Origin of the sequence: Alcanivorax nanhaiticus (assembly GCF_000756665.1) — a bacterium.
GTDB lineage: Bacteria > Pseudomonadota > Gammaproteobacteria > Pseudomonadales > Alcanivoracaceae > Alcanivorax > Alcanivorax nanhaiticus.
Window position 1 is genome coordinate 1 of record NZ_ARXV01000025.1, and the last position, 23925, is coordinate 23925.

At 49.7% G+C, this 23925-nt stretch carries 24 protein-coding genes and 1 pseudogene; 21 read left to right on the forward strand and 4 right to left on the reverse strand.

Annotated features, from left to right (window positions below):
- The first annotated feature begins 357 nt into the window (after positions 1–357).
- The 11 genes from yfbR (at position 358) to Y5S_RS18745 (ending at position 8617) form a co-directional block, all read left to right on the forward strand.
- On the forward strand, positions 358–963 hold the full coding sequence (yfbR, locus tag Y5S_RS18690) for a 5'-deoxynucleotidase (RefSeq protein WP_035235376.1): 606 nt from the start codon (positions 358–360) through the stop codon (positions 961–963).
- Positions 956–1210: a hypothetical protein gene (locus Y5S_RS18695; RefSeq protein WP_035235379.1), complete on the forward strand. Its 255-nt coding sequence runs from the start codon at positions 956–958 to the stop codon at positions 1208–1210. Before yfbR ends, Y5S_RS18695 begins: the two co-directional genes overlap by 8 nt.
- Positions 1211–1283: 73 nt before the next feature.
- Positions 1284–1832 (forward strand): hypothetical protein, encoded by a 549-nt coding sequence (locus tag Y5S_RS18700; protein WP_035235382.1) that lies wholly within the window; start codon positions 1284–1286, stop codon positions 1830–1832.
- 21 nt (positions 1833–1853) lie between these two features.
- The gene (locus tag Y5S_RS18705) at positions 1854–2072 is read left to right on the forward strand and encodes a hypothetical protein (protein ID WP_035235385.1); all 219 of its coding nucleotides are present in this window, start codon (positions 1854–1856) and stop codon (positions 2070–2072) included.
- Between the two features lie 79 nt (positions 2073–2151).
- Entirely contained in the window at positions 2152–2709 is a 558-nt protein-coding gene (locus Y5S_RS18710) for a hypothetical protein (RefSeq protein WP_035235388.1), read from the forward strand.
- 76 nt (positions 2710–2785) lie between these two features.
- Positions 2786–3628, forward strand: a complete 843-nt coding sequence (locus Y5S_RS18715) for an NgrC (RefSeq protein WP_231552749.1) — start codon at positions 2786–2788, stop codon at positions 3626–3628.
- A 248-nt stretch (positions 3629–3876) separates the two neighbouring features.
- Positions 3877–4242, forward strand: coding sequence for a hypothetical protein (locus Y5S_RS18720; RefSeq protein WP_035235391.1), 366 nt, complete (start codon positions 3877–3879; stop codon positions 4240–4242).
- 67 nt (positions 4243–4309) lie between these two features.
- Complete coding sequence (locus tag Y5S_RS18725) at positions 4310–4600, forward strand: hypothetical protein (protein ID WP_035235393.1); 291 nt, start codon at positions 4310–4312, stop codon at positions 4598–4600.
- A 137-nt stretch (positions 4601–4737) separates the two neighbouring features.
- Positions 4738–6051, forward strand: coding sequence for a DUF7146 domain-containing protein (locus Y5S_RS20200; RefSeq protein ID WP_035235396.1), 1314 nt, complete (start codon positions 4738–4740; stop codon positions 6049–6051).
- A 389-nt stretch (positions 6052–6440) separates the two neighbouring features.
- Positions 6441–7166 (forward strand): hypothetical protein, encoded by a 726-nt coding sequence (locus Y5S_RS18740; RefSeq protein WP_035235401.1) that lies wholly within the window; start codon positions 6441–6443, stop codon positions 7164–7166.
- Positions 7163–8617 carry an LPD1 domain-containing protein gene (locus Y5S_RS18745; RefSeq protein WP_035235404.1) on the forward strand — a complete coding sequence of 485 codons (1455 nt, stop codon included), beginning with the start codon at positions 7163–7165 and terminating at the stop codon, positions 8615–8617. The genes Y5S_RS18740 and Y5S_RS18745 overlap by 4 nt, the downstream gene beginning before the upstream one ends.
- Before the next feature lie 1228 nt (positions 8618–9845).
- Here Y5S_RS18745 and csf3 read toward each other — a convergent pair.
- The 4 genes from csf3 to csf5 are packed head-to-tail and all read right to left on the reverse strand — an operon-like array spanning position 9846 to position 13105.
- The gene (gene csf3, locus Y5S_RS18750; protein ID WP_035235406.1) at positions 9846–10541 is read right to left on the reverse strand and encodes a type IV CRISPR-associated protein Csf3; all 696 of its coding nucleotides are present in this window, start codon (positions 10539–10541) and stop codon (positions 9846–9848) included.
- 9 nt (positions 10542–10550) lie between these two features.
- Complete coding sequence (csf2, locus tag Y5S_RS18755) at positions 10551–11639, reverse strand: type IV CRISPR-associated protein Csf2 (RefSeq protein ID WP_035235409.1); 1089 nt, start codon at positions 11637–11639, stop codon at positions 10551–10553.
- Positions 11640–11657: 18 nt separating this feature from the next.
- On the reverse strand, positions 11658–12416 hold the full coding sequence (gene csf1, locus Y5S_RS18760) for a type IV CRISPR-associated protein Csf1 (RefSeq protein WP_156107866.1): 759 nt from the start codon (positions 12414–12416) through the stop codon (positions 11658–11660).
- Positions 12407–13105 carry a type IV CRISPR-associated endonuclease Csf5 gene (gene csf5 / locus Y5S_RS18765; RefSeq protein ID WP_035235415.1) on the reverse strand — a complete coding sequence of 233 codons (699 nt, stop codon included), beginning with the start codon at positions 13103–13105 and terminating at the stop codon, positions 12407–12409. The genes csf1 and csf5 overlap by 10 nt, the downstream gene beginning before the upstream one ends.
- 119 nt (positions 13106–13224) lie before the next feature.
- Between csf5 and csf4 the strand changes: the two genes are divergently transcribed.
- The 10 genes and pseudogenes from csf4 to Y5S_RS18810 all read left to right on the forward strand — a co-directional run bounded on the left by csf4 (position 13225) and on the right by Y5S_RS18810 (position 23819).
- Entirely contained in the window at positions 13225–15705 is a 2481-nt protein-coding gene (csf4, locus tag Y5S_RS18770; RefSeq protein WP_035235418.1) for a type IV CRISPR-associated DEAD/DEAH-box helicase Csf4, read from the forward strand.
- A gap of 49 nt (positions 15706–15754) precedes the next feature.
- A complete protein-coding gene (locus Y5S_RS18775) occupies positions 15755–16003 on the forward strand; it encodes a hypothetical protein (RefSeq protein WP_035235422.1) in 249 nt (82 codons plus the stop codon).
- 121 nt (positions 16004–16124) lie between these two features.
- Entirely contained in the window at positions 16125–20378 is a 4254-nt protein-coding gene (locus tag Y5S_RS18780; protein ID WP_052041724.1) for an RHS repeat-associated core domain-containing protein, read from the forward strand.
- 347 nt (positions 20379–20725) lie between these two features.
- Entirely contained in the window at positions 20726–21115 is a 390-nt protein-coding gene (locus tag Y5S_RS18790) for a DUF2750 domain-containing protein (protein WP_035235428.1), read from the forward strand.
- Positions 21116–21206: 91 nt separating this feature from the next.
- Entirely contained in the window at positions 21207–21677 is a 471-nt protein-coding gene (locus Y5S_RS18795; RefSeq protein ID WP_035235430.1) for a hypothetical protein, read from the forward strand.
- A 12-nt stretch (positions 21678–21689) separates the two neighbouring features.
- Positions 21690–22490: an RHS repeat-associated core domain-containing protein gene (locus tag Y5S_RS20120; RefSeq protein WP_269319454.1), complete on the forward strand. Its 801-nt coding sequence runs from the start codon at positions 21690–21692 to the stop codon at positions 22488–22490.
- Between the two features lies 1 nt (position 22491).
- On the forward strand, positions 22492–22944 hold the full coding sequence (locus Y5S_RS18800) for a hypothetical protein (RefSeq protein WP_035235433.1): 453 nt from the start codon (positions 22492–22494) through the stop codon (positions 22942–22944).
- A gap of 18 nt (positions 22945–22962) precedes the next feature.
- Positions 22963–23058, forward strand: a pseudogene (locus Y5S_RS19925) (RHS repeat-associated core domain-containing protein); the annotation flags it as partial.
- Positions 23059–23118: 60 nt separating this feature from the next.
- Positions 23119–23580, forward strand: coding sequence for a hypothetical protein (locus tag Y5S_RS19930; protein WP_197055185.1), 462 nt, complete (start codon positions 23119–23121; stop codon positions 23578–23580).
- A gap of 11 nt (positions 23581–23591) precedes the next feature.
- On the forward strand, positions 23592–23819 hold the full coding sequence (locus tag Y5S_RS18810; protein ID WP_156107869.1) for a hypothetical protein: 228 nt from the start codon (positions 23592–23594) through the stop codon (positions 23817–23819).
- Positions 23820–23925 lie beyond the last annotated feature (106 nt).

The following is a 23925-nucleotide window of genomic DNA, read 5'->3' on the forward strand; positions in this document are numbered from 1 at the left end:
GCCTGACGCTGCTCAAGAGCAGCCACGATAATGTCCTGCCACGAGTCGAGCTGGTTGGCTACGACGATGCCGGGGATGCTTCGGCGAATGTCCAGGCGCAGTAACGGAAGAGGCCCGGTTCATCCGGGCCTTTTTTCTTTCACATGTGAAAGTCGTGGAGAAAATCGGTTCTGCGCCCCAAATGGGCAAAAAGGCGGTTGTTGCCAATAATCCTGAATCGTATTCTGTTACCAATGTCAGCGTTTGCTGTCATTCAGTGGTAGCTGGCCCGAAACAGCATTCAAATTAACCCAACTGGGGTGCATCAATCCCAGTTGGGATTGGTGTACCTCCTGATTTCATTTTTTGGAGGTTCCCATGTCAAATCCCACCTATGGATTCCTGGCGCTGGCCTTGCGCCAGAGACTCATCAAGCGTTGGTCACTTATGCACTCGCTCCAGCCGGAGTCGGTGCTTGAGCACAGCGCTGTCGTAACTCTGCTTTCCATGCTGGCCGGTAATATCGCGCTTCAGCAAGGGAAGTCAGTGGATCTCGCCAAAATGCTGTCTCATGCAGTTCTGCATGATACGGCTGAGGTGCTTTGCTCTGATGTCGTCACTCCAGTTAAGAAAGCCAACCCCGTGCTAAAGCGCGAGTTTGAGCGACTGGAACAAGCTGCTGAGGAGCGCCTGGTTCAAACCTTGCCTGACTCGCTGAAGGACGTAGTTTCTGAAGCGTTTTCTCCCGGAGGGTATGAGCAACAGCTTGTTAAAGCGTGTGATGTTTATGCCGCGTACATCAAGTGCAAACTTGAAGTTGCGGCGGGTAACGGCCTCGAATTTGAGGACGCGCTCAACAAGATGGAAGGTGTGGTCGCGCAGGTGAAGAAAGATTTTCCCGAAGTGGCCGCTCTTGACGAGTGGTTTGGAGAAGGGCTGGGTCAATCCGTTGACAAGCTACTTTCCGGAGGAGCAGATGCCTGATCCTTCCCGACCGCTCAAGATAAAGAACTTTGGAAAGGACCGCACCTTCAGCTCGATCTCCGAGCTGAAGGAAGTTCTTTCAAGTGAATACCGAAACGAACATATAAGTATCATTTACCCGACAAAACCGAACGGCTTGAATGCTGTTATTTATGTGTCGGTAGATGAGTTCGGAATTGTTCGTGAAACGTATGGTAAAAAGGCTGAAATTGATTTCAGTCAAATTGGTGCATCGTTGATGCAATAGCAAAACAAACCCCAACGGGGAGGTATCTCCCCGTAAAAGGGTGTGCCTCTCCCAAACGATAGAGGAGAGAATCATGGGCTTTTTCAGTTGGAAAACCGCTGACACCAAAGAGAGCATTCCAAACATTCATGCAAACCGTCCGCCAGTTACTGTTTATATGCTTCAACCAAATGGGAAAGAGGCAGTTGCAGAACCGGCTTATGATGGTTACGGAGTGTTTGGAGGGGTAGGTGCATACCATTGGCTGTTAGAAACTAATGCAGACCATCTTGGAATAGCACTATCCGATCTGAACGAAGATCAGCGTTGGAATTTGGGTGTCAGTTTGGAGTGTGGGATTGTGTGCCGTGACACCAAAACTGGTGAATATTGGCATGTATTTCACGACAACCGAAAACTGGTTCCAGGTAAGTTTGCAAACATCACTTGGGATGAAAAAATTCCAGAGTTAGGTGCAAGCGCAAATGAACTATTGGAGAGCGGTCGCTTTGAAGACTGCGAAATAGCGGATGTCATCGAGCTACGCTACCCTCTGAAGTTCAGTTTTAATAAAAATGCTGTTTATGAAGACCTTCCGCGATCAGAAAGCTGTCCCTTTCAGGGCTTCTTTTTTGACGCATAAGCAGCTCTTACGGAGAACATCATGTTTGTAATGATCGTTGATACCGGAAACTTTGAGTTCATCGGCTTAGGAAATACTGAAGCTGAAGCGGCTCAAGGAGTGCTCACCCGTTGGGAAAAGCATTGCAGCAACGTCCCTGATGTTGATGAAGGGTACATGCAAGAGCTGATCGACAATGGAAGCGCACAAGTTGTTGAGCTGGAGCCTGGCTCCGCCGTAATTTACGGCCTCGACGGCTGACCATATCTAACCAATAAAGACCCACTCGGGCGCATCATCCCGAGCGGGAATGGTGCGTCCCCAGCACGAGGAATGCACCATGTCTATATTCACAGAAGCTCTGGAACGTACTGATGGCAAAACACTGATTCTCAGCAATGGGAGCAAGTGGGCAGGCCAAGACCCAGACGATATTCAGACCTTACTGGATGTACTGGGGACAGACGTTCTGGATCCCACGTTCGAGCAGTACCACTGCTATCGCCCTTACCCCTTCGAGCCAATGCTTCGGGCGGGGCGAAACGAATCAACCTTCCAGCCTTGGTTGGGAGCCTCTACGTTCTCAGGTAACTTCCTGACGGTTTCTCATGTGTTCAACGTCATCTCCAAAGATCCTGGAGTAGTTGAAGCACTGACTGAAGCTATCAAGAAGAACATGGCTTCAGAGAAATATCAGCAGAATGCTTATGAGCGTTACGCTGGATGGTATTACGCTGAAACCTGTGAAGGATGGCGGCTTGTTTCACCGAAAGAGGCCGATGACATCCGGGCTGGGACAGTTTCAAAGCTATCCTATCCCAGAAACTATGAGACGATGAAAACTGCGGTCCTCAAAGGCCCGCGCTTCGACACAGAAGCACGTCGAAAAGCGTCCTGATTATTTTCACCTAACCCCTCGGGGGCACTTGCCCTCACAGGGGAAAAGTGCCTCCAAATAACTTTGGAGATGCGCTATGAGCGAAATGATCAAAGACTACATCCAGCATCGTCTGGTCGAGCTTGGGTATCCTGATGACCTCACGATTGAATTCAGTCTGGGGTACTGCCAGGGGGATGGCGTAGCTTTCTACGGCAAAATCGGCGATGACGCTGCCGAGCGCCTGATGAAGCGGTTGCTAAACCCTGAGCGAGAAGGGCTAAATTCGGTAGACCGGGTGAAAAACCTCATGGCCTTCAAACACATTGAGGGTATGTTTCGTGTTATTCGCGAGTATTCCTCCGTCGAACTGGAAATTTCCAGAAACGACTTCGGGAATCACTATTCGCATTTTAATACGATGACGCTCAGTGACGAGTCAGAATCCATTGACCAGCTTTCCGAAGAGGATTCAGGGGTCACTGACGATGAGCTGAAAGCATGGGGAGACGTTTGGCTTCGATTCTATGAAGCCTTGAAACAGGACATCGTTGACACATCAAAATCCCTTGAAAGTGAGGGCTACAAGTTGATTGAAGCGATGTCTGGCGAAGAGGAGGTATCGTGGGAGTTCTCGACCGAGAACTACATTGTCCGCCTCTCCGAAATGCCCAGTCGAGACTTTGACATGGATGGATGGGACGAAGAAATCATCCACGACACATGGAAGAGTATGATCGACGGGGAAGAGCGCGTAGTGGGCCTGAAAGCCGAAGTGCTGGATCGGGAAACCGAAACTGCATTAGGGGAAGACAGCCTCTACGGGATCGTTTATGCTACTGGAGACAGGACATACGGTGGATACCGTTCTGAACTGGTGTCCAACGCCATTGATTCAGCCCGAGGCTTTATCAATCGCCTGAAAGCGAAGGTTGCGTGACCGACAGGAGGGGCTTGCCCCTCCTGCTCTTCAAGCCTTCTTACCACTGCCTCTTTGCTAGGGCGGCACTGGTAAGACGGTTTTTGCTCTCCACGCGAGAGTGAAAAGAGGTAGCTGGCCTCCCCAAACAAACAGCAAAGTAAATAGCTGTATGTGCAAATGCCCTTGCAGTCCCATCATTTCATTCTACCCAACGGGTACATCATCCCGTTTGGATTGGTGTACCCCTAATTTCCGGAGTACACCTTATGAATGCTGCAATTACTATTTCCTCTCCCGCTACCATCCAAACCAATGGTTTGATGGCTGTGAATCACCTTGCCGACCAAGCTGGTTTTCTGTTCAACGTGACAGTTACCGAAAAGCTGGTTGACCGGGTGTTCTTAGCGGATGGAAAACACTCTGTTGATGAGTGCCTGAGCCTGTTTCTTCGGACTTGTGCCGAGCAGTTGAAGGTTGCCATCACTGACAATAAGCGTTGGGAACGAACTCGTTTGTTCTACCCGATGCCCACTCTTGATGGCTTTTTCCAACCGGAAGAAGTTGTCATCAAAACCTACAACGCTGATGTTGTTGTGATGCTTGCCTCTGAGGAAGCGTTTTTCAAGCAATAATATCTGAAACCCACCGGGCGCATTGCCCGGTTTGGGTGAGTGCGCCCTCTAACAAGAGGAGCGCGTTATGCCTACCCAATATAACCTGAAGCCAGGCTTTAAGATTTATTTTCTGACGGTCTGGTTTGAGGATAAGGTCTATGCCTTTGGTTCCGGGCTCGGTTTTACCGATGTCATCTACAGCTACGCTATAGCGGAAACTGAAGAGCAGGCGCTGTCACTGGCTCATGAAAAGTATGACCAGGAGCAGCCCAAAGTCCGAAAAATTAGCGCATCTTGCGCCAGGAACCAGTACCTCAACCGGTACTGCTTTCCAGAAAACATGGTCGGTGTCGAGAAAGGCGCGGCCATATCTTAACAATCCCAATGGGGAGTCCCTCCCTGTTGGGAGATCTCCCTTTTATGCAGTCCCGGTGTCGGGGTTTCCCTAAGCCCCCTTCATCGGAGGCTTACGGAAGCCTCGATGTCGGGGCTCCGTTCCAAAAGGAGAGAACTATGTCTTTTTTCAAAGCTGAAAAGGTCCGTGAAGCTGCTTCAAGCAATTGGCTTTTCATCGTGTCGGCGCTTGCGCCTCATGCTGAAGCTGCCCTGAAGAAACCTGGTCGCCATGTCTCCTGTCCGATACATGGTGGTAAGGATGGCTTTCGACTGTTCAAAAACTTTCTTGAAACTGGTGGTGGTGTCTGCAATACCTGCGGCCCCCGTCATGACGGTTTTGAGCTGCTCATGTGGCTCAATAACTGGGATTTCAAGCAAACCCTGGACGCTGTTGGTGAATTTCTGTCGGTAGAGAAAGAGCTATCGTGGAAAGAGCAGCAGCAACAAAACCAGAATCAGTACCGTAACCAGAAGGCAAAAGCATGTGTTAACGGCGGGTATTCGCAGCCAGCTCCGGCTCAGAGCGCTCCCCGTCCACAAACACCTGCACAACCTTCTCCGGCACCGGCTCCAGCGCAAGCGGAAACCAACGTGGTTTCTCTCTCGCGTGAACAGTCCAAGCCATGGTTGATGGAGCTGCAAGAAGAAATGGAGCGTCGTGCTGAACGCCAAAAAGCGTATAGCGCGAAACTTCAAGGCAAGATCGTTCGTATATGGGAAGAGGAGTGTATGCCCATGTCGAGTGATCTGGTCGAACCGATGCGAGCCTACTTCCAGAATCGGGAGCTGCTGTTCCGCTGGGATGTAGTCGAGGAGAGTGATTGTGTGCGGTTCCATCCGTCACTGTCTTACTATGACGAGGATGGCAACGAAGTAGGGAAGTTTCCTGCTATCGTTTGCGCTATCCGAGACAAAGAAGGCAACCTGGTCACCCTTCATCGCATCTACCTGACTCCAACCGGGAAAAAAGCCCGCGTTCCGGAGCCCAAGAAGATGATGCCGGTGCCTGATGACCTAACGGTCACTGGTGCGGCCATCCAGTTGGGCGTACCGAACGAAGGCATCCTCGGTGTGGCTGAAGGTGTTGAAACGGCGCTGTCCGCCTATCGTGCTACTCAGATCCCCGTATGGGCTACTGTGAACGCAACCCTGATGGAAGCCTTTGAGGTTCCTAAAGGTGTTCACACGGTTCTGATCTGGGCCGATAAGGATAAGTCGTTAACCGGCGAGAAGTCAGCCAACGTGCTGAAAGCGCGTCTTGAGCGCATGGGCATTCAGGTGTTCATCCTGGTTCCTAAGATGCCAATCCCCTCACGGGCGAAAGGCGTGGACTGGAATGATGTGCTTATGAGCCAAGGTAAGTTCGGCTTCCCTGGTGCCAGATACCTTCGTGATTTTATTGAGCGGAGAGCGGCTGATGGGAGTGTTTAATGTGTCGCAAGTCGATACCACTCCTGGCAGCAACCTGGAATGCCCCTTCACCCCACCTCCAGGGTGGGACGGGGGCAAACCAGATTATCTGGAGCTTATGAGACGCCGGTATCGCTGTGTAGGGCATTACCAGAGGATGCAAGTTACGGCCAATTTCGCGAGAAGAGGTTCTATCAAGGTGGTAGGGCCTTTTGCGGATGAAGCTAAAGACATCATCGGGGCAATGCAAAATAAACTGAAGTAGAAAGGCCAGCTTACATGCTGGCCTTTTTTTTCGCCTGCGGGCGGGCTTGCATTTTTTGGAGGTGTGGTAATCTAGGTTTGAAATCAATGAGGCGCAGACGGAAAACTCCGTTCTGTTCCTTTCCAGAGAAAAGGAGGATAGACACATGATGATACTTACAACTGTATCCGAGAAGGTTAGCGAAACTGAGGCGCGTGTATTTTGGCGTGTCGGCACCAAAAAGAAGGGCATTCTTGATGTAACCCTTGATTTCACTCACGAGGAATCTGCGCTCCTTGGCGAGCTGGTAGCCATCCAGCATCTGCTGTTCGCAAAGAAAGTCCTCGATAGGGAACCAGGTTCGGGGCAGGGTTACAAGCTGGTCGTTTCAAAAGGCGCAATCCGCAAGCTGGCCCTGGGCAAGTCGAGCAAAAAATTCGCGTCCAAGTTCGCCGGGTTCCTCACGAACCGCATGAAAGGCGTCACCATCGAGGTTTCTCAAAGCTACGAGTTCATGCCCTCACTGGATGAATGTGAGCCGGAGTCTGTTGGCGGGGAACGCCAGGTGTATGCCAAGACCTTCGATGAAGTAGAGACACCAGCCATGGGTTGTGTGAAGGTGACCAAACACGCCGTAGAGCAGTACCAGGCCCGGATCACGTCCGGTTCCCCCAAAAAGCCATGGGCATCGCTGGTTAACCGACTGAAGCACCCCGAGCTGCGGATCCAGCCACTCGACGCCAAAGTGCTTGCCCACAAGGCCCGGAAGTATGGCCGCTCTGACAATGTAGAAGCCTGGGGCCACCCGACCTCATCTTTCATCTACCTGGTTATTCGCGAAGACAACGGTGAACGGTTCTTGGTAACTGTGTTCGAGCGAGACGAAGTATGAGCAGGCTCGATGACACAGGGGCGTTTTTGCCCTTTGCTAAGAAACATCTGGTAGCAGGCAGGGAAAACGGTGATTTAAGCACAAACCTGAAGGAATTATGGCCGGAACCAGACTGGCAAGTATTGTGTGATGAAGGAATGCCGGTTGATGTGTGCGCTCACCTTGCCGTCTATTACTCTGGGTGGAGAAATCACCCTCGGCCTTCCCAGCCTTCAGTCACCAGCGAGCAATGGTTAGAAGCGTTCGTGCAATCAGTGGCCGTCCTAAAAGAACTGTATGATGATGTCGCGGACATGGCGGATGTAAAGCGCTTGCCAGATCTTTTCAAGAGCCGGATGGGAGTTCCTAAGACAAAAGGTAAGCAACATATTAGAGATGTGTATCCGTTGTACGCAATAGGCAGGGGCGAGAACAGAACATACAAAACGCCTTTTGCACTTACTCTGCGCCAGTCAGCTTTGATAAAGCTCCTGCCGGATATTGGGTGGCCTTACACCGTCTCACCTAACCAGGTTAGCTTGTTCCCTGTTTCATTCAATGATGGTTATTACAGCTTATGCACCATCCAGGGGCGGCGATATTTTCTAAAGGATTCGGAAGAGTTTCCCAACCGGTTTCAAAGCGAATATGACGCGATAGAAGCGCTTTGTGAGCACATGAAACTGGACCGCTCTCCTTATGTGCCAAGAAAGAAAATTGAGGGAATCAGGAATGTAAAACTTGGCTACGATGTCACCCCAAAGCAGTTCATTCACACCTTTAAATTCAGAGGCGTTCAATTCGGCAATTCGATGCCTGACAGAGAAAGGCAACTATTTCTGAATAACAGCTACTATGCCTTCAAAGTTTTAGCTCACCTGCTAAACATCCCTGACTCATGGATAGGTCTCGGAGGTCAGCTAGGTATCGCCTTCGGAGCCCGAGGGCAGGGTGGCGCGAGCGCTCATTATGAGCCTGATCTAAACATTATCAATCTAACCAGGCGAAGTGGGCCGGGTTCCATTAGTCATGAGTGGTTTCATGCAGTAGACGCTCTTCTGGCACGGACCCGAGGTTTTGAGGGAAGGCTAGTGAGTGAACTTCTTCCTGAGATGAACCTGAAGGATGCGCCTGACAAATATAGAGAAAACATCAACCTGCTAACAGGGATCGTCACCAAACAATTGTCCCCCAGCACGAAGTATTACAAGCGGTCCCAAAACCTAGCGTCGCAGAAGGGCGTTAAAAAGTATTGGATAGACTCAGGTGAGATGTTAGCGAGAGCCTTTGAGTCATTTATACAAGATACAATGTCTCAAAAAGAGATCGTTTGTGACTGGCTGGTAATGGGAACACAGTTAAATGATGAGCCTGAAGAGCACCAAGATAAGAACCCCTATCCACAAGGGGATGAAAGAAAGCATTTGAACCATTCGATGGCAAAGCTAATGCAGGGGATGTGGGGCAAATAAATATAAAGCTCAATCTTTCACATGTGAAAGAACTTTGTTTTCAGATACCCCCGCAAAAGCGGGACAGACTTTATTTATGTCACTCCAGCGGAGACCGGTAGCTTTTAACCCCCGCTCAGGCGGGGCAGAAAATCATTGTAAAAAATATCAATATAAATACCATCTTTAACCCCCGCATAGCGGGGCTGAATCAAGCGTTAGGTAGGTTCGCTTGGTTTTCTCTCTTCAACCCCCGCACGGCGGGGCAGGCTATTGGAACCGTCGATTTCACTGTTGATTATCACTTTAACCCCAGCGTGAGCTGGGCAGGCTCAGTTAGTAGATCAAGAGACATAAAATCCATTCTTAAACCCCCGAGTAAACGGGGCTGACCTTCCATTATTGAAGAGCCCGAAGCTGGGTTTCTCTAACCCCCGCTCATACGGGGCAGACCTAGATACACTTCGCCGATTTCACTCATACGACCTTTAACCCCCGCTGGTGCGGGACGGACTTACTTTCGGGAGTCCCGTGCGAGCCTACCCCCCTTTAACCCCCGATCATGCGGGGCGGACTGCTACTCAGGTTATCGTGTCTAGTGTAGTAACCTTTAACCCCCGCTCATACGGGGCAGACAAATTAAAAAAGGAAAGATCGGTAACTTTATTCCTTTAACCCCCTTTGATACGGGGCGGACCACTACCAGTGCAACGGGCGAACTGTATCTCCTTTAACCCCCGCTCATACGGGGCAGACGCAATGAGTTTCCGGCATTCACCAGCTTCTTCACTTTAATCCCCGCTGGTGCGGGGCGGACCTGCCGTGGTAGTTTCGGAGGTGCTTTCCTGCCCTTTAACCCCCGCTAGAGTGGGGCGGACGGAACTATTGTTCAACGTCTTATTAATGGGTTTCTTTAACCCCCGCAGAAACGGGGTAAACTTCGTCCTGAATTTTCTACACACCCCACTCACATTTCAATCCCCACATAGCGGGGCAGCCATAACCGCCAAGCCTCCGGCTCTGAGTATCCAGCTTAAATCCCCGAGTATACGGGGCGGACACGGGGCGTTGCTGGAATGGCAGAATTTCCTTAAACCCCCGCGCAAGCAGGGCAGACTTATTAAAGAGCTTTTTGAGCGCATGGTTCAGCCTTTAACCCCCGTCCAGGCGGGGATGACTCTATCTCATCCCATACCAATTTGTGTATATCTCTTTAACCCCCCCGCATTATTATTAATAGTTTGAACAATTAAATAAAATCAGGGATAAACGCCGGTTGCATCAATGTCTTGTCGAAATAAGGAGGCTTGGTTGTAGCCAACACTTCCACATCAGCATCGAGCATTTTAAAAGGCTTGACCCGAATCATCCAGTTTTCAAACGCCAGTTCATCGCTTTCAATGATCACATCAACAATCTTTCCATGACCTTGACGCCGCCGAGGACCAATGTGAGTGATAAGCCCAGACTCTTTGAGGTAATAGGTTATCTGTTCCTTATCCCCGATGACATAACCAACCAGTTCATCGACTCTTACTGTACGGTAGAAACCAAGAAGATTGCGTTGGCTGCCACGTAAGGTATCAATCTTTATTGCGTGTGACATTTTCTTCATTTCACCGCGTTTACGTCCGGCCTGTATAAAGCCGCTTCTTGCCGCTTCAGCATAGACATTTTCGTCAATACGCTGCGTATAATGTCGAGAGCTGCGCTCAAGCACTCTGGTTGGGGTAATCGCCGATGCTTTCCAACACCAGTCGCCATCCTGTTCGTATTTTTCGATGGGTAGATCCTCAGCCAGTGATGAAATAGGCCGAGGGTCAAACTCCAGCTCTGGCAAGCGCTCTTGTGTCACCGCATAGGCAATTAGAGAGTCCAAGTGGATTGGGTTAGGAGGCATGACCATCATGCCTCCTAGTTTGAAGGTAACTTTTAAAGGCTCCATGATGCCACCTTATGCCTTCGCAAGATTTGTGAAATAGCTGACGATTTCATCACGGTCAACTGATTCGATTTCAGATTTGGTCTCAGCGATGTGAGATTGAATGTCATCGGCCATGTTGGCGAGCGTGAACTTGTCATCAACGTAAAGCGCTTCGTTGGTGTAGCTTTCAAATATATCAAAGCGGTCAGAATCAATGCGGATGGCATCAACTTTGAACCGCCCAAAGTTGGTGCGTCCCCACCCCCCGACATAGTTGCGGTTCACCCATGCTTCCAGGGCCAACATTAGGGCACCAAACTGGGGTTCAGTAATGGTCGCATCAAAATCTACACGGAAGTGCATCTTCACACCCGTTTTGATAGTTTCAAAGCCGAGCATGTTGGCAACGGATGTTTTAGTGATTTTTTCTTTGCTGTCGGAGTTTTTGGCCGCTTTTCGTTGCTTACTGTTTTCTGCGTTGCCAGAAAGATAGTCAGACACCGCTTCGGCACCGTTTTCAATGGTATCGAGCAGTTCAAATGTGACATTCCCACGCTCAAAATCATCAACTTTTGTAAACCAGCGCTTCTCGATTAACTGCCAGCCCTCGATGGCTTTCACTGTTTTGTTGTCACCATCGTTGACGGTATAACTTAGGCCATCCAACACCTCATCCACCATCCCCTTCGGAGCGACAATTTCATTTGTTTCAACGGTGCTATGAAGGATGGGTGTGATGTCAGAAACACTGTATCGGCTGCGCAAAGTGCGAGCGCCACCACCGAACAGACCCATGTACACATGCTGGGCTGAGCGGGTCAGTTCCTCAACGCTGTTCATGGACTTGTCTGGTTGGGCGGAAGCTGAGCCAGTCTGCAACCCGATAAATACGTTGGCAGGAATGGTTTCGCCTTTTGAACGCAGAGAGTCGATGATCAACTGGCCGATGCTGCGACGGAACTGACCTCTAAGCCCGTTGCCGAGATAACAAGGAACTTGTTGTCCAAAAACAGACTTTTTCTGTGTCAGCGATACACCCTTAGATTCTTTCGATTCGTTTTCTGGGAAAGCGACATACCATGGGGAAGTGGTGGTTAATATAATATTAATGCTGTTCATTTGATGTATCTCCATCTTTTATAAAGAAATTGGTTCTGGTTTTTTAATGTCATCAGCGAGGCAGAAATCCAGCGCCCATGCTTCGTCAGAAGTCAGTTCGTCTAGCGCTTTGAACTCTGCGTCGTGCTTCCCCTCCTTTCGCAATAGCAAAGCCCACCACGCCCACTCATTCTGTCTTGAACGAGCAGATTTCATGTCGCTAAAAGTAAATGGAGAAGTATTTTCTTTTATTTTGGTTTTTCTTCCGGTAATAGCAGTTATGGCGGCGGAAATGTCACAAGCCTGTATGGACTTGGCTGCACTCACCGCCTCCATTAGATGTGAATGGCGAATAGCAACGCGGTCATCACCAAGCTGGATTTGGAATCTTCTGCTGTTGAGATTGAGAGGCGAGCGCCATACGACATGTTGTTGCTTGCTGACACCAACAACCATCGCAAAGGGCGGTTCCGGCGGGTTAATTAAGAAAAAGCCTCGATCAATCTTCTTTGCGAATGGGTAAATAGCCTTTGGCGTAATAACTACACTGGATAGCTGCATTTGGAAGCGGTTATCGGCCATGATAGAGGCACAACCGACACAGCGATATGGTGAGGCAAGGTCTGCCAAATCATTTTGATTGGTGAAAGATTTAGTTAAAACCATATCATCACAGGCGCTACCAGTCGCTATTGTTCCTCCACAAACCCCGCAATGGCTGTCATGTTCTGCATGAGTGCTACTTACCAAACGGATAGGGTGATGTTTAGCTATCATTTGTGAAACTGTTAGAGGCATGATTGAAATATCCCCTTTTTGTTTTGCTTAAAGATAAGACCATGGCCGCGAGATGTCATACCACCCATTTGCCAAACGCCTTGTAAGTCGATATTCGCAATAAACTGACCGTGCATCATGTGCATCCACTTCTTGTTTTTGTTTTGAAATTGGGTTTCAAAACCAAGATCCCGTACAGATGCAAATTGAAGTTGAAGCTCTTGTTCTTCTGGAAGAGTGGGAAGGACACCCTCTTTAACAGCCTGGATCAACATGCTTTTAAATAGCACGGCCAGGCGACCTTCTTCACCAAGAGTTTTCCGGTGCTCTTTCTTGTCGATACAACGGGATACCGAGTACACCTTGGGCTCTTGTGTAATGAACGCTTTCTTCTCAAACTGAAGCACCTGTATTTTCGGCATCAACCCGTTCAGCATTGAAAACAGTTTGGGTGTTTGGATAGCTTGGAGCACAGGGTACATCAAGTCTTTTATGTCATCTTCGTTACGCTCACTGATGAACCCAACAAAACCTTTCCCTCCCACAAATCTTGAGGCTGGCTTTTCATTAATAGGCTTGCCATTTTTGTCGTAGTGAAAAAAACGATGACAATCCTGCCCATCCAAAACTTTAGCGGTGGCTTCTCGAAGGTCATTAGGGCCAATATTAACTCCTCTTGGGAGGCATAACTTGAGCATATACTGATTCACTTTTAGGTGCTCCTTTATCTTGACTTGGAATTAATATACATTATGATTTTACCAAGTCAACTCATAGCAAAATAATTTATATAAATAATGACTCTGTATAGTCATTTAAAAGGAAAAATATGGCTAAAGTTAAAATCCCACAGCAGTTAGTCCAAACGCTTTTACCCAATAATACTGAAGATGTAATAAGCAAAGACAATCAGAAGAAAGTCGCCGATATTGCGAAGAAAATCATTGTTGACGCGATAGAAAAAGGAATTGAACCGAAGAAAGACGCTCCGAGCGACGAGGGTAGCGTCGCATTTCATTACAACTTGACGTTCCCTCAGCAAATTAGTGCAAAGATAAGAATGCTGATACGGACATACAAGCAGCCAGAGGGGTTGTTGCTCTTTTATATTTTGAGCGCCGGTATTGAGAAGGAAATCTATGTTCATCACCAGATAACCTCGGACAAAAGTGAACACATGATGGACGCCTACTTGACGCCGCTCGGCATGAAACCTCGCAAGGAGCAACTTGTCTTGGCGGATGCGATCTCCGACGCTCTAACTAAAGGGGGAGTTGGGATGATCGAAGGGGGCACCGGCATAGGTAAAACCTTGACCATACTAGCCAATGCTAATGAGGCGGCTGTCCAAAAAGGGCAGCGCTCAGTAATAGCAACTAACACCATCAGCAACATCCAGCAAATGGCAATAACATTTGAACGTCTGGTAGATGCTGGCGTGGATATGGTTCCACTCAGAATTGTTTTGGGTCGAAATAGTTTTGTAAGCGTCGATAAATTACGCCGGTATCTTGCGGATGATGTAATTCCTTCTGATGTAGTGGAATCCGTTAAGCGTTGGATGAAGACTGGTCTTTTGGAAAATCGAGAAATTGATGCTGGTCCACCGTATCTGCTCAGCGAATTAATAAGCATTTTCCCGAACACACCGGCCTCTGAAGTAGTGTTAAGTACAGATACAGATAATGAAGACCCAGGGTTTCTTGCTTATAAAGGTCAGTTTGTCCGAGAAGACGTGTATCCAGAGATTGTACTCTGCACACACGCCATGCTTGCGGTAGATGCTAAAACCAGACGAATACGCATTGCCCAAAGCGAACATGATTTGACAGAGGAGTTGAGAGATACCAAGCATGATATAGCCTCAAGAATCAAAGCGCTTGGCGAGGCTACAGATGACGCTAAGCGCATACTAAGAGATGATATTGGCGAGCTTCAGCAGCAAGAAGACGAGTTGGCAAAGGAGGTGTATCAAAATAATGATATTGGATTGTTACCCATGTACCAGTTCCTTTTTATTGATGAGGCTCATCTCCTGGAGGAAACGGCATCACGAATGCTTAGCGACAATCTGTCTTTTCGCGCATTCGTAAAGGACCTGGAGTTCCAAAGTGACGCGGGAGTTATTCCACCGGGAAAAATGAAGAACATTAAAAAAGAGGCCGGAATAATCATTAATGCAGATGAAAAGGATAAAGAGGCTGGCAAAGTAGATTTATCCCTTGGAGTTGAATATTTTCATGCGTTAAGCCGTATTGTCAGTCTTGTTAGGTCAACCAAGAACTACAAGAAGCTACCTGCGTCTTTGAAAGCTCAAATACGAATGCTTCAATATGCAATAGATAAGGCTGAGTCGCCTCACTACCACTTTGGTCTAACATTTTCACCTGTAAAACGGTATCCGCAAATCATTTCGGGCGAGATAAATACGCAGCCTTATATGAGGGCAATTTGGCAGCAAGTGACAGCGGCCATCTGTATTAGTGCCACACTGTATTTTCCAAAGATGGGGGGGTATACGTGCAGTTACTTTGCAAACAATCTATATATTCCGGAAAGGCGATTGAAGACCTACACGCCGATTACGCCACCTTGGCTTAAAACTAATGTTAGTGAATTCGTCCTGCCACCCGCGAATCTCGAACAGGCCCTACGCTTTGTACCGGTGGGTCGAAAGCATTCTCAAGAAACGGCGGAACGCCGGGATGACCTGCACAAAGCATGGTTAAATAATGTCGCCGAACAAATCGTGGTGGCCCACGATATGAGTGAGGGGGGGACACTGGTTCTTATGACATCTTTTGCTGATGTGAAAGGTATTTACGAAAGGCTAGGTAAACTCAACTACCCGATTATTAAAGCTGATGGAAATGTTACGACCGAGGCTCAGAAAGTCGCTTACCTTAACGAGCTGAAAAAAGGTGAAAAGCCATTATGGTTGGCTCTAGGTGGTGCATGGACTGGCTTGGACATCAACGGAAAAAGCATCGGTTTAAGTGATGAGGAGATTACAGATAAAGACAATGTAATAGCCACTCTTATTATCCCAAAACTGCCGTTCGGCCTGAACAGATCTTTGTCCTATCATGCCCGTCTTTCGCGCTCCCGGAAGCAGGGGGCAATAGAGGTTATGGAGACAGTGATCAGGTTCAAGCAGGGGTTAGGGCGTCTTATTCGTCTGGAGAACCAACCTAAAAACCGTCGCATCTTTGTTCTCGATGGAAGATTGAGGATGTCCGAATACAAAGGGTTCTTAGGCCCTGTCATGCGCGTAATTTACTCTTACCCAAAAGTACGCTCTTTACCTTGATGTTAGAAAGCATCGAAAGAGACTAGAAATAATAGAAAAGAGGTATCCAATGGAAATACGAATAGGACCAAACTACCAGCAGGGCGTGGCCGCCGCAGCAAAGGCGCTGGAAGAATCCCTGACGAACGGGGTTATCCAGGGCGAGGAGTGTTACAACGCGACAATCACCCTCATCAACGTAGCACTTCAATCGACTGAGACAGACGCGGCCACAAGGGCGAAGCTGGAAGAGGCCGCGCAGACCATCCATCATCTGATGGTCCCGCACAACGACAAGCACCACGGCCCACTGAATTAGCCCCTAATTTGACCTGACAAGCCCAAATCCGCCTGCTTTCGCCCTAAATGGGCGAATCGGCGTTCTTCAGTCAGTCCCTCCGTGTCGGAAAATAGCTCCAGAACAATGACTGGAGCTGCCTATGACATCAAGCCTTTCCCTTTTCTCGCTGCGGTCCCTACGGACCATGATCGCGTTTCTACTCGCTGCTCTGCCGTGCATTGCGTTTGCGCAATGGCGAGTGGTGGCTGTCACCCCTGAAGTAGAAGCAATGCGCTTCGATACCATCCTGGACGCGCATTCTTACATGAAGGACTACCGCATTGAGGAAGAGGAGGGGAACGGTGTCTATGTCAGCGAAAATCTGTATCCCACAGGCTATGGTGATGGACGCTATGTGTCCTGGGTATGCTTTCGATATGTCGGTGCCGATGGTGATTTTGACCCGAATACCTGTATAGGCCAAACCGCAACGGTTTATCGCCGCTCAACTATAATCGTGCCGGGGGAGATGGAGAACACTCCCTTTCTGGACAGAGATCTTGGGCTGCCATCGACGGCCATGTGCGTTGGCAACCCTATTCATCTGGGCACCGGCAACAAGTTCCAGTCTGAGCAGGACTACGCCAGCTCCGGTGCAGAGCCACTAACATTCACCCGGTACTACAACAGTGCTCTTCCTGACGCGCCGATGGGCGGTTGGCTGCACACATACTCCCGTTCGGTGGACTATGCCCCAGAGACTTATGGGGAGAACATGGTTGTGCTCCAGCGGGCAGAAGGGCAACGACTCGCCTTCTACTCAGTCAATGGCGACTGGGTGCCAACATGGGATACTGGAGTTAGCCTGCAACAGACCAATGACGGTTGGTTGTTCGTTCAGGACAATGGAGTCGCTGAAACGTATGACGCTTCGGGCAAGCTCCTGAGCATCGAGCAGCCTGACGGCAATGTTATCGAGGTGACCTACAGCAATGGGCTGATAGCAACGGTCGCCGACAGCTTTGGCCGCACACTGACCTTCCAACACACGAATGGGCAACTCACCGGTTTGGTGGATCCAGCCGGTGAAAGCATTCAGTTCCAGTACGATGCCGGTGGACGCCTCGGAACCGTGACGTACCAGGATGGCACAACCCGTTCGTACCTCTATGACGATCCTTCAGCTCCGGGCCTTCTCTCTGGCTTGATAGATGAAAACGGCCAGCGATTCGCGACCTGGGGTTATGACTCTCAAGGCCGTGCTGTTTCTAGCGAACATGCTGGAGGAGCTGACGCGACCTCTGTGAGCTACAACGCGGATGGGTCAGTGAGTGTCACCAATGCCTTGGGCCACGTCCAGACGTACACCTTCATGCGGAGAAACGGCATCCTGAAGGTCGATACCGTGGAAGGGGCTCCATGCAGTGGGTTTGTTGGCGGCGTCGAGATTCGTGAGTACAGCAGTTCGGGAATGCTTTCAGGTATCACAGATAGAGCAGGGCAGAAACGGACTTACAGGTACAACGATAGAGGACTGGAAACATTCAGGATTGATAAGCACGGGGCCGCTATCGAAACGACCTGGCATGGGGAATATGCGCTACCACTGACCATTAAAGGGCCAGAGTCCGTCACCACGTTCACCTATGATGAGCGCCTCCGACTGACCAATAAAACGGTATCAGAGCGCTATGGCACGGGGGCTCGCACCTGGACGTACACCTACCATCCAGATAGTAATGGTGTACCTGGTCAGCTCGCCATGGTCGATGGCCCGCGAACCGATGTCAGCGATGTCACCACGTTCGCCTATGACGGCCAGGGGAACCTGAGCAGCACAACCAATGCTCTGGGGCAGGTAACTCAATACCAGAACCATGATGCCCACGGCCATCCGCAGAAAATCATTGGTCCCAATGGTGTGGTGCAGACTCTCACCTACGACCTCCGAGGGCGCTTACAGAGCACTACCGGACCCGAAGGGACGACAACATACACCTTTGACGACGCGGGGCTCTTGAGCAGCCTGACGAAGCCGAACGGAGTGACCGTCACCTACCACTATGACAATGCCCATCGCCTTGTTGAAACCACGGATGCACTGGGGAATAAGCGCACTTTCGCTCGGGACAGTCTTGGCAACATTACAACGGAAAGCCTGATTGACCCGGCTGGACAGATCCAATGGACCGAGCAGCGCGAGTTCAACGAGATAGGTTGGCTCACCGGCATCGAGGACGCTTACAGCAATCAGACGCAGCTTGGTTACGATGTTGTTGCCAACCTGGTAGAGAAAACCGACCCGCAGGGTGATCAATACACCTATGGCTATGATGGCTTTCACCACCAGACGGAGATTCTGGATCCGCTGGGTGAAGATACCCAGATAACCTACGAGGATACCGGTGAGGTCTACCGGGTCACAGACCCTCGTTCCCGAAGAACGTACTACCAGTACAACGGCTTTGGTGAAACCGTAGAGGTTCGGAGCCCAGACACCGGCACCACCACGTTCACTTACGATGAGGCAGGAAACGTCGCCACGCGCACCGATGCCAAAGGGCAGGTCATCAGCTACACCTATGACGCCCTCAACAGACCGGTGCTAGTATCGAGCAGTGTGGCCGGTGAACCTGACATCCAGTATGGATATGACGACCCGGCTGCGGCCTATGGCATTGGTCGTTTAACCTCCGTGGATGACGGGAACGGCATTCGGACATTCGATTACACGCCGGAAGGTTGGCTCGCGGCGGAAACATGGACCATCACCGGGCAGGTGTTGACCACGAGCTATCAGTACGATGGCGCAGGTCTCATTGAGCAAATCACTTACCCAAGCGGTCGGGTAGTGGTTTATGGCCGCAACGCTGCCGGTGAGGTCAGTTCTGTCAGTACAACCCACAGCGGCACCACCACAAGTCTGGCTGTTCAGGTAGAGCGAGCGCCTTTTGGTCCGGTGACCGCCATGCTTCACGGGAATGGTCTGGCGGAGACCCGGACGCTTGATCTGAACTACCGCACCACGGCCATATCTGTACCTGGCGTTCACTCGCTTACCTACAGCTACACCGCTGACTCCAACATTTCGGACATCAGCGACTTGCTGACGCCATCGTTGAGCCAGAGCCTGACCTTTGACGGGGTAGACCGTCTTGCTGGCGCAGACGGCTCCTACGGGCTGCTGGATTACACCTACGATGCTTCGGGTAATAGAACCTCGCTCACGGCTGGTGGCGTTACCGAGAGCTACGACATCCGCTACAGCAACAACTGGCTGTTAGAAGCTGGCGCTGTGACCAATTCCTATGATGACAACGGGAACATGGTTGATCGCGGCGGGGACGTGTTCACCTATGACAGCTTTAACCGGCTGGTGGGTGCGTCAGTCGGAAGTAACACCGCGCTTTACACCTACAACCACCTCGATCAGCGGGTCACCAAGACACTCAACGGCCATACACGGCTGCTGGTCTACGACCGAAGCGGAAACCTCATTGCAGAGATGGACTCGGCCACGGGGAGTGTGCTGGCGGAATACATCTGGCTCGATGGCACTCCATTGGCCTTTGTGCAATCAGGACAGACCTACCACGTCCACGTTGACCACCTGGGCACCCCGAAGGCACTGACCGATTCCAGCGGCCAAGTAGTTTGGAAGGCGGACTATAACCCGTTCGGTAAGGCCAGCATCACCAGCCAGGGACCGACCTTCAACCTGCGGTTCCCAGGGCAGTATTTCGACGCCGAGACAGGTCTCCACTATAACTGGCGGCGTTACTACGACCCGAACACAGGGCGGTACATCACCAGTGACCCAATTGGGCTGGCTGGTGGAATTAACACCTACGCCTATGCGCTTAGCAATCCGATGATTTACTCCGACCCGACAGGGCAATGCCCGTGGTGCGTAGGGGCTATATACGGTGGACTATCTGGAGCCGTTGGAGGCTATATAACTGGAGGATGGGAAGGAGCCATCAGGGGCGGTTTAATTGGCGCAGCCGTGGGAGCTATAAGTCCGTTCGGTACAGGTATTATGGGGGTAATGGCTAACAACGCCGCCTCAAGTTATACGGGGCAGGTTGCGGGCAATTATTATCGAATACATAAGGACAATGAACCATGCGCAATGAACGAAAGCCCCTTTGAAAACATCAATTATCCAGCGGTAATTGGAGCTTCAGTCGGAGGAGCATTTACCGCCGGGCGATTGGGGAATATGTTAATGCGCCCATACATTCCCAAAAACATCATCGGTAAGCCAGTGAATGCTCCAGGGTACTCTTTGGCACCAACAAATGCTTTGGGTGCTGTTGGTGAAGGGGTTGGAGTCGCTGCTGGAGAAACAATAGTTCCCTGGTATACAAACCTGTGGAACAGGTTTATTAATGATATTAAAGGAGCTGAGTAAATGCAGGATGGCGACAAAATGAAATCATCGTTTGTACTGCGAATGGTCGCACTGGGTATATCTGTTTCATGGGTGCTTTTTTTATCAATCCCAGCTTTTGGGGTGATGCACGAACTGGGCTTCTTTACTCTGGGAGGGCAAGTTCTGGGCGGTATCATATACCTTCTATTGGCTGTTGCACCACTGTCGGCTATAGCATCTATTTTAGTGAAGTGCAAACACTGCGGGGGAGCACCGTTGCATGTTGGGAAAAAAGATAATCGCCTTCTGTCATTTAGGGTGAAAAGTATCGGTTCGATTTTGTTTACACGCTCGTTTAGGTGCCCGCACTGCGGAGGAAGGTTGTGATGGCAAAAATATTGAGTAGAACACAAATTGACGCCATAGTCGCGTTGCCGGGACCGAAACGGTATCAACACTTTATAAAGGTTGTTGCTGACTGGGAGGTTGTATGGGGGCTTTATAAAGATGGATGGGCTTTAGCTTCGACAGAAGACGGGGAGAAAGTATTCCCCGTTTGGCCTGCCAAGGAATACGCTGATATGTGCGCAGGGGGCGAGTGGGAAGAATATGAAGTTAAATCATTTTCCGTTGATGAGTTGATGACAGAGCTTGTCCCTTCTTTGAAAAATGATGGTGTGTTAGTCGGTGTTTTCTACACACCTTCTGATAATGGTGTTGTTCCAGACATGGAGCAATTTATCGAAGACATTAATGCGGAGCTAGAAAAATATTAAGACTGGCATGTTGTCAAGAATTGGCGGGTAATCGTGCTGGTGTCGGTTCTACCTGGCCGACGCCAGCGGTCACGTTAATATAGGTATAGTGATGTCGTATAGAGTTAGTGCTAAAGAATTAAAGGCAATAAGAAAAATAGAGGGGGAAGTTTTATCTTTCAGGTCTATTAACAATTGCCGGGTCATCCTGGAAATTGATAGTTCATCAAAGGTTGTAGACCTTACAACGGAAGATCCGTGGGTTGTAAGGATAGGAGATAAAATCGTAGTTGCTGGGCTTAATGATAATTACTCTGGCAAGTTTTTCGGTTTCGGATACATCAATCAGACTAAGAAGGTAAAAGACTTCGGGGAGTCAGCACTCCCATCCATATTCGGTTATATTCCAACCATAATTGGAGTTGTTTTTCTCTTGATTGTTGTACTCTCCATCTGGCTATCGCTTGAGCTTGTTTTCACCCTCATTTGCCTGGGTGTTGGGTTAACCTTGATTGCACTGGGGCGCAGAATTGTTCTGAAAAAGAAAATTCGGGAACGGATAATTAGCCTTTTGATAACGTAAAAACCTCTCCTCATAGAGCAAAGAGGCTCGGGAGTATCGGCCGATTCCAGCGGCCAAGTAGTTTGGAAGGCGAGCTACAACCCATTCGGCAAGGCCAGCATCACCAGCCAGGGGCCGACCTTCAACCTGCGGTTCCCTGGGCAGTATTACGATACGGAGACAGGGCTTCACTACAACTGGCACAGGTACTACGACCCGGACACGGGGCGGTATATCACCAGTGACCCGATTGGTTTGGGCGGGGGGATTAATACCTATGCGTATGCATTGAACAATCCCAAGAGCCTCTATGACCCGTATGGGTTATGGGCTATAGGAGACCCGCTGCCACAATCTATCGTTGATGTCAGCGCTGGGTTCGGTGACACGATTTCTCTAGGTTTAACCGGAGCTGTGAGAAAAGCACTTGGTACTGACTCAGCGGTAAATAGGTGTTCTGCTGCCTATACCACTGGAGAGGTCGTGGGTATTGGGCATGGATTTATCCTTGGTGGCGCTCTAGGTTGGAGAGCATCAGGGAGCAAAGCAGTTGGCATGGAGTATTCACACTGGATCCCAGCAAGAGCAAAAAAATGGCCACTAATGCCCCAGTGGTTAAGCAAACGCCTTCTAAAAAAAGGAAACAAATTGAATGGAAATTATGTAACACCTGCACGCCATTATCGCCATGACCCATATAGGTATCCCAGAGGCTGGCGCAATCTCGGCTCTAGGTATCATCCTGCGCTTCAGCAGTTAGATCGAGTGCCCCACACGTATAAAGGAGCAGCTATTGGTGCAGGCTTAACCGGAATGTCAACCATTGGAGATTAAAATGAGCATATTCGACAAGGCACTAACTCATATTTCAGTAGCTATTCAGAAGCTCGTAGGTAGCAATCGCCTTAAACCCTACGAGGAGGCATGCCTCACTGCTTGGGTAGGAGCTATTTCCTCAGAAGCTGGCGGCGCTCTTAAAAGGCAACTTAATTCGTTTGACTATATAGAGCGCGGGCCGCAGGGGATGGTTAGCGCATTTCACTCTTTGAGTGATCCAGACTATAAAGCGTGGGAAAATTTCTTATTTAAGCGTAAGGATAGTGGTTTGAAGGTTTTTCAAGGCATATTACTTTCTAATATTGGAGATTTGGCGTATGAGTCCGGATTCTCAATTTACATACACCAAGGGCGGCTATCAACTATAGAGTTTAAGTCGCCTCCTAAGCAATTAATGAAGTGCGAAGGAGAAATACAGGTAAAAAAAACCAGATGTCTGGTTCAGTTGTAATAGCGGCGCTACTACGACCCCGAAACCGGACGATACATCACCAGCGACCCGATTGGACTGGCTGGTGGTATCAACACCTACGCCTATGCCCTGAGCAATCCGATAGGGAATGCAGACCCGACCGGGGAGTTCGTTCCTTTATTGCTCGGAGCTTATGCCGCCGTAGAGTTCGCTTTGAGCGCGTGGGACGCCTACGATACCTACCAAACCATTACCAGCGACTGTGCTACGACAGGAGAGAAGTGGGCTTCAGGTGGGCTGTTTACTGCTGGTCTTTTCTTGCCGGGAAACTACAAGTGGCTAGGGAATGTTGCAAAGGGATTAGGCAACCAAAACCCGCTCTACAAGGCCGCTGTCCAGTCGTTCAAGAGCACGGATTTGTCAAATGCTGGCCGAGCGCTGACAAAACATCCCGAAGTGATTGGGCAGACGAAAGAGACACTGAGGCAAACGCTGCGCACCGATGCAGCCCTCAATGAGGCGGCTCACTCTGCGCTGCGAAACATTATGCGAAATGGGGTTACGACGACTCCGACGCTTGGTCGGTATGGGACTGTAACTCAGGTTCAAATTCCTGGTGGATTCGGTGCTCGCTGGGCATCAGACGGAAGCTTTATCGGCTTCATTAACCCGTGAGGACTATGACTATGATGGACAATGTTAGCTATCGTTGGCGGAAAACAACTGACATTAATCGCGAGTATGCACTGTTCGAGTTATTAGAAGGCGAGACGCCAGTTCTTGAACTTGGGTTATCGGACGAAGGAATACTCGAAGTGGTCTTCAATCCGAGTGTCAGCGGTAGGATTTTTGAGCTGGAACATTTTCTCAAGCTCCTTGACGAAGGTCGGGCTCTTGCTGAACGTGATCGGTAGTTCCAAAGAGGGTAGGCAACGGTACAGAAATTGTAAATGCTCAAACCAGCGACTGCACCAGTACAGAAGAAAAATGGGTTGCTGGTGGGCTGTTTACTGCTGGTCT

Coding starts and splice junctions, on each gene's coding strand:
- Y5S_RS20200 (WP_035235396.1), top strand. CDS start 4,738: ATGTCTTTTTTCAAAGCTGAAAAGGTCCGTGAAGCTGCTTCAAGCAAT.
- Y5S_RS18745 (WP_035235404.1), top strand. CDS start 7,163: ATGAGCAGGCTCGATGACACAGGGGCGTTTTTGCCCTTTGCTAAGAAA.
- csf3 (WP_035235406.1), bottom strand. CDS start 10,541: ATGGAGCCTTTAAAAGTTACCTTCAAACTAGGAGGCATGATGGTCATG.
- Y5S_RS18705 (WP_035235385.1), top strand. CDS start 1,854: ATGTTTGTAATGATCGTTGATACCGGAAACTTTGAGTTCATCGGCTTA.
- Y5S_RS18740 (WP_035235401.1), top strand. CDS start 6,441: ATGATGATACTTACAACTGTATCCGAGAAGGTTAGCGAAACTGAGGCG.
- Y5S_RS18795 (WP_035235430.1), top strand. CDS start 21,207: ATGTCGTATAGAGTTAGTGCTAAAGAATTAAAGGCAATAAGAAAAATA.
- csf2 (WP_035235409.1), bottom strand. CDS start 11,639: ATGAACAGCATTAATATTATATTAACCACCACTTCCCCATGGTATGTC.
- Y5S_RS18710 (WP_035235388.1), top strand. CDS start 2,152: ATGTCTATATTCACAGAAGCTCTGGAACGTACTGATGGCAAAACACTG.
- csf4 (WP_035235418.1), top strand. CDS start 13,225: ATGGCTAAAGTTAAAATCCCACAGCAGTTAGTCCAAACGCTTTTACCC.
- yfbR (WP_035235376.1), top strand. CDS start 358: ATGTCAAATCCCACCTATGGATTCCTGGCGCTGGCCTTGCGCCAGAGA.
- Y5S_RS18700 (WP_035235382.1), top strand. CDS start 1,284: ATGGGCTTTTTCAGTTGGAAAACCGCTGACACCAAAGAGAGCATTCCA.
- Y5S_RS18780 (WP_052041724.1), top strand. CDS start 16,125: ATGACATCAAGCCTTTCCCTTTTCTCGCTGCGGTCCCTACGGACCATG.
- csf1 (WP_156107866.1), bottom strand. CDS start 12,416: ATGCCTCTAACAGTTTCACAAATGATAGCTAAACATCACCCTATCCGT.
- Y5S_RS18715 (WP_231552749.1), top strand. CDS start 2,786: ATGAGCGAAATGATCAAAGACTACATCCAGCATCGTCTGGTCGAGCTT.
- Y5S_RS18725 (WP_035235393.1), top strand. CDS start 4,310: ATGCCTACCCAATATAACCTGAAGCCAGGCTTTAAGATTTATTTTCTG.
- Y5S_RS18695 (WP_035235379.1), top strand. CDS start 956: ATGCCTGATCCTTCCCGACCGCTCAAGATAAAGAACTTTGGAAAGGAC.
- Y5S_RS18775 (WP_035235422.1), top strand. CDS start 15,755: ATGGAAATACGAATAGGACCAAACTACCAGCAGGGCGTGGCCGCCGCA.
- Y5S_RS18720 (WP_035235391.1), top strand. CDS start 3,877: ATGAATGCTGCAATTACTATTTCCTCTCCCGCTACCATCCAAACCAAT.
- Y5S_RS18800 (WP_035235433.1), top strand. CDS start 22,492: ATGAGCATATTCGACAAGGCACTAACTCATATTTCAGTAGCTATTCAG.
- Y5S_RS18810 (WP_156107869.1), top strand. CDS start 23,592: ATGATGGACAATGTTAGCTATCGTTGGCGGAAAACAACTGACATTAAT.
- Y5S_RS18790 (WP_035235428.1), top strand. CDS start 20,726: ATGGCAAAAATATTGAGTAGAACACAAATTGACGCCATAGTCGCGTTG.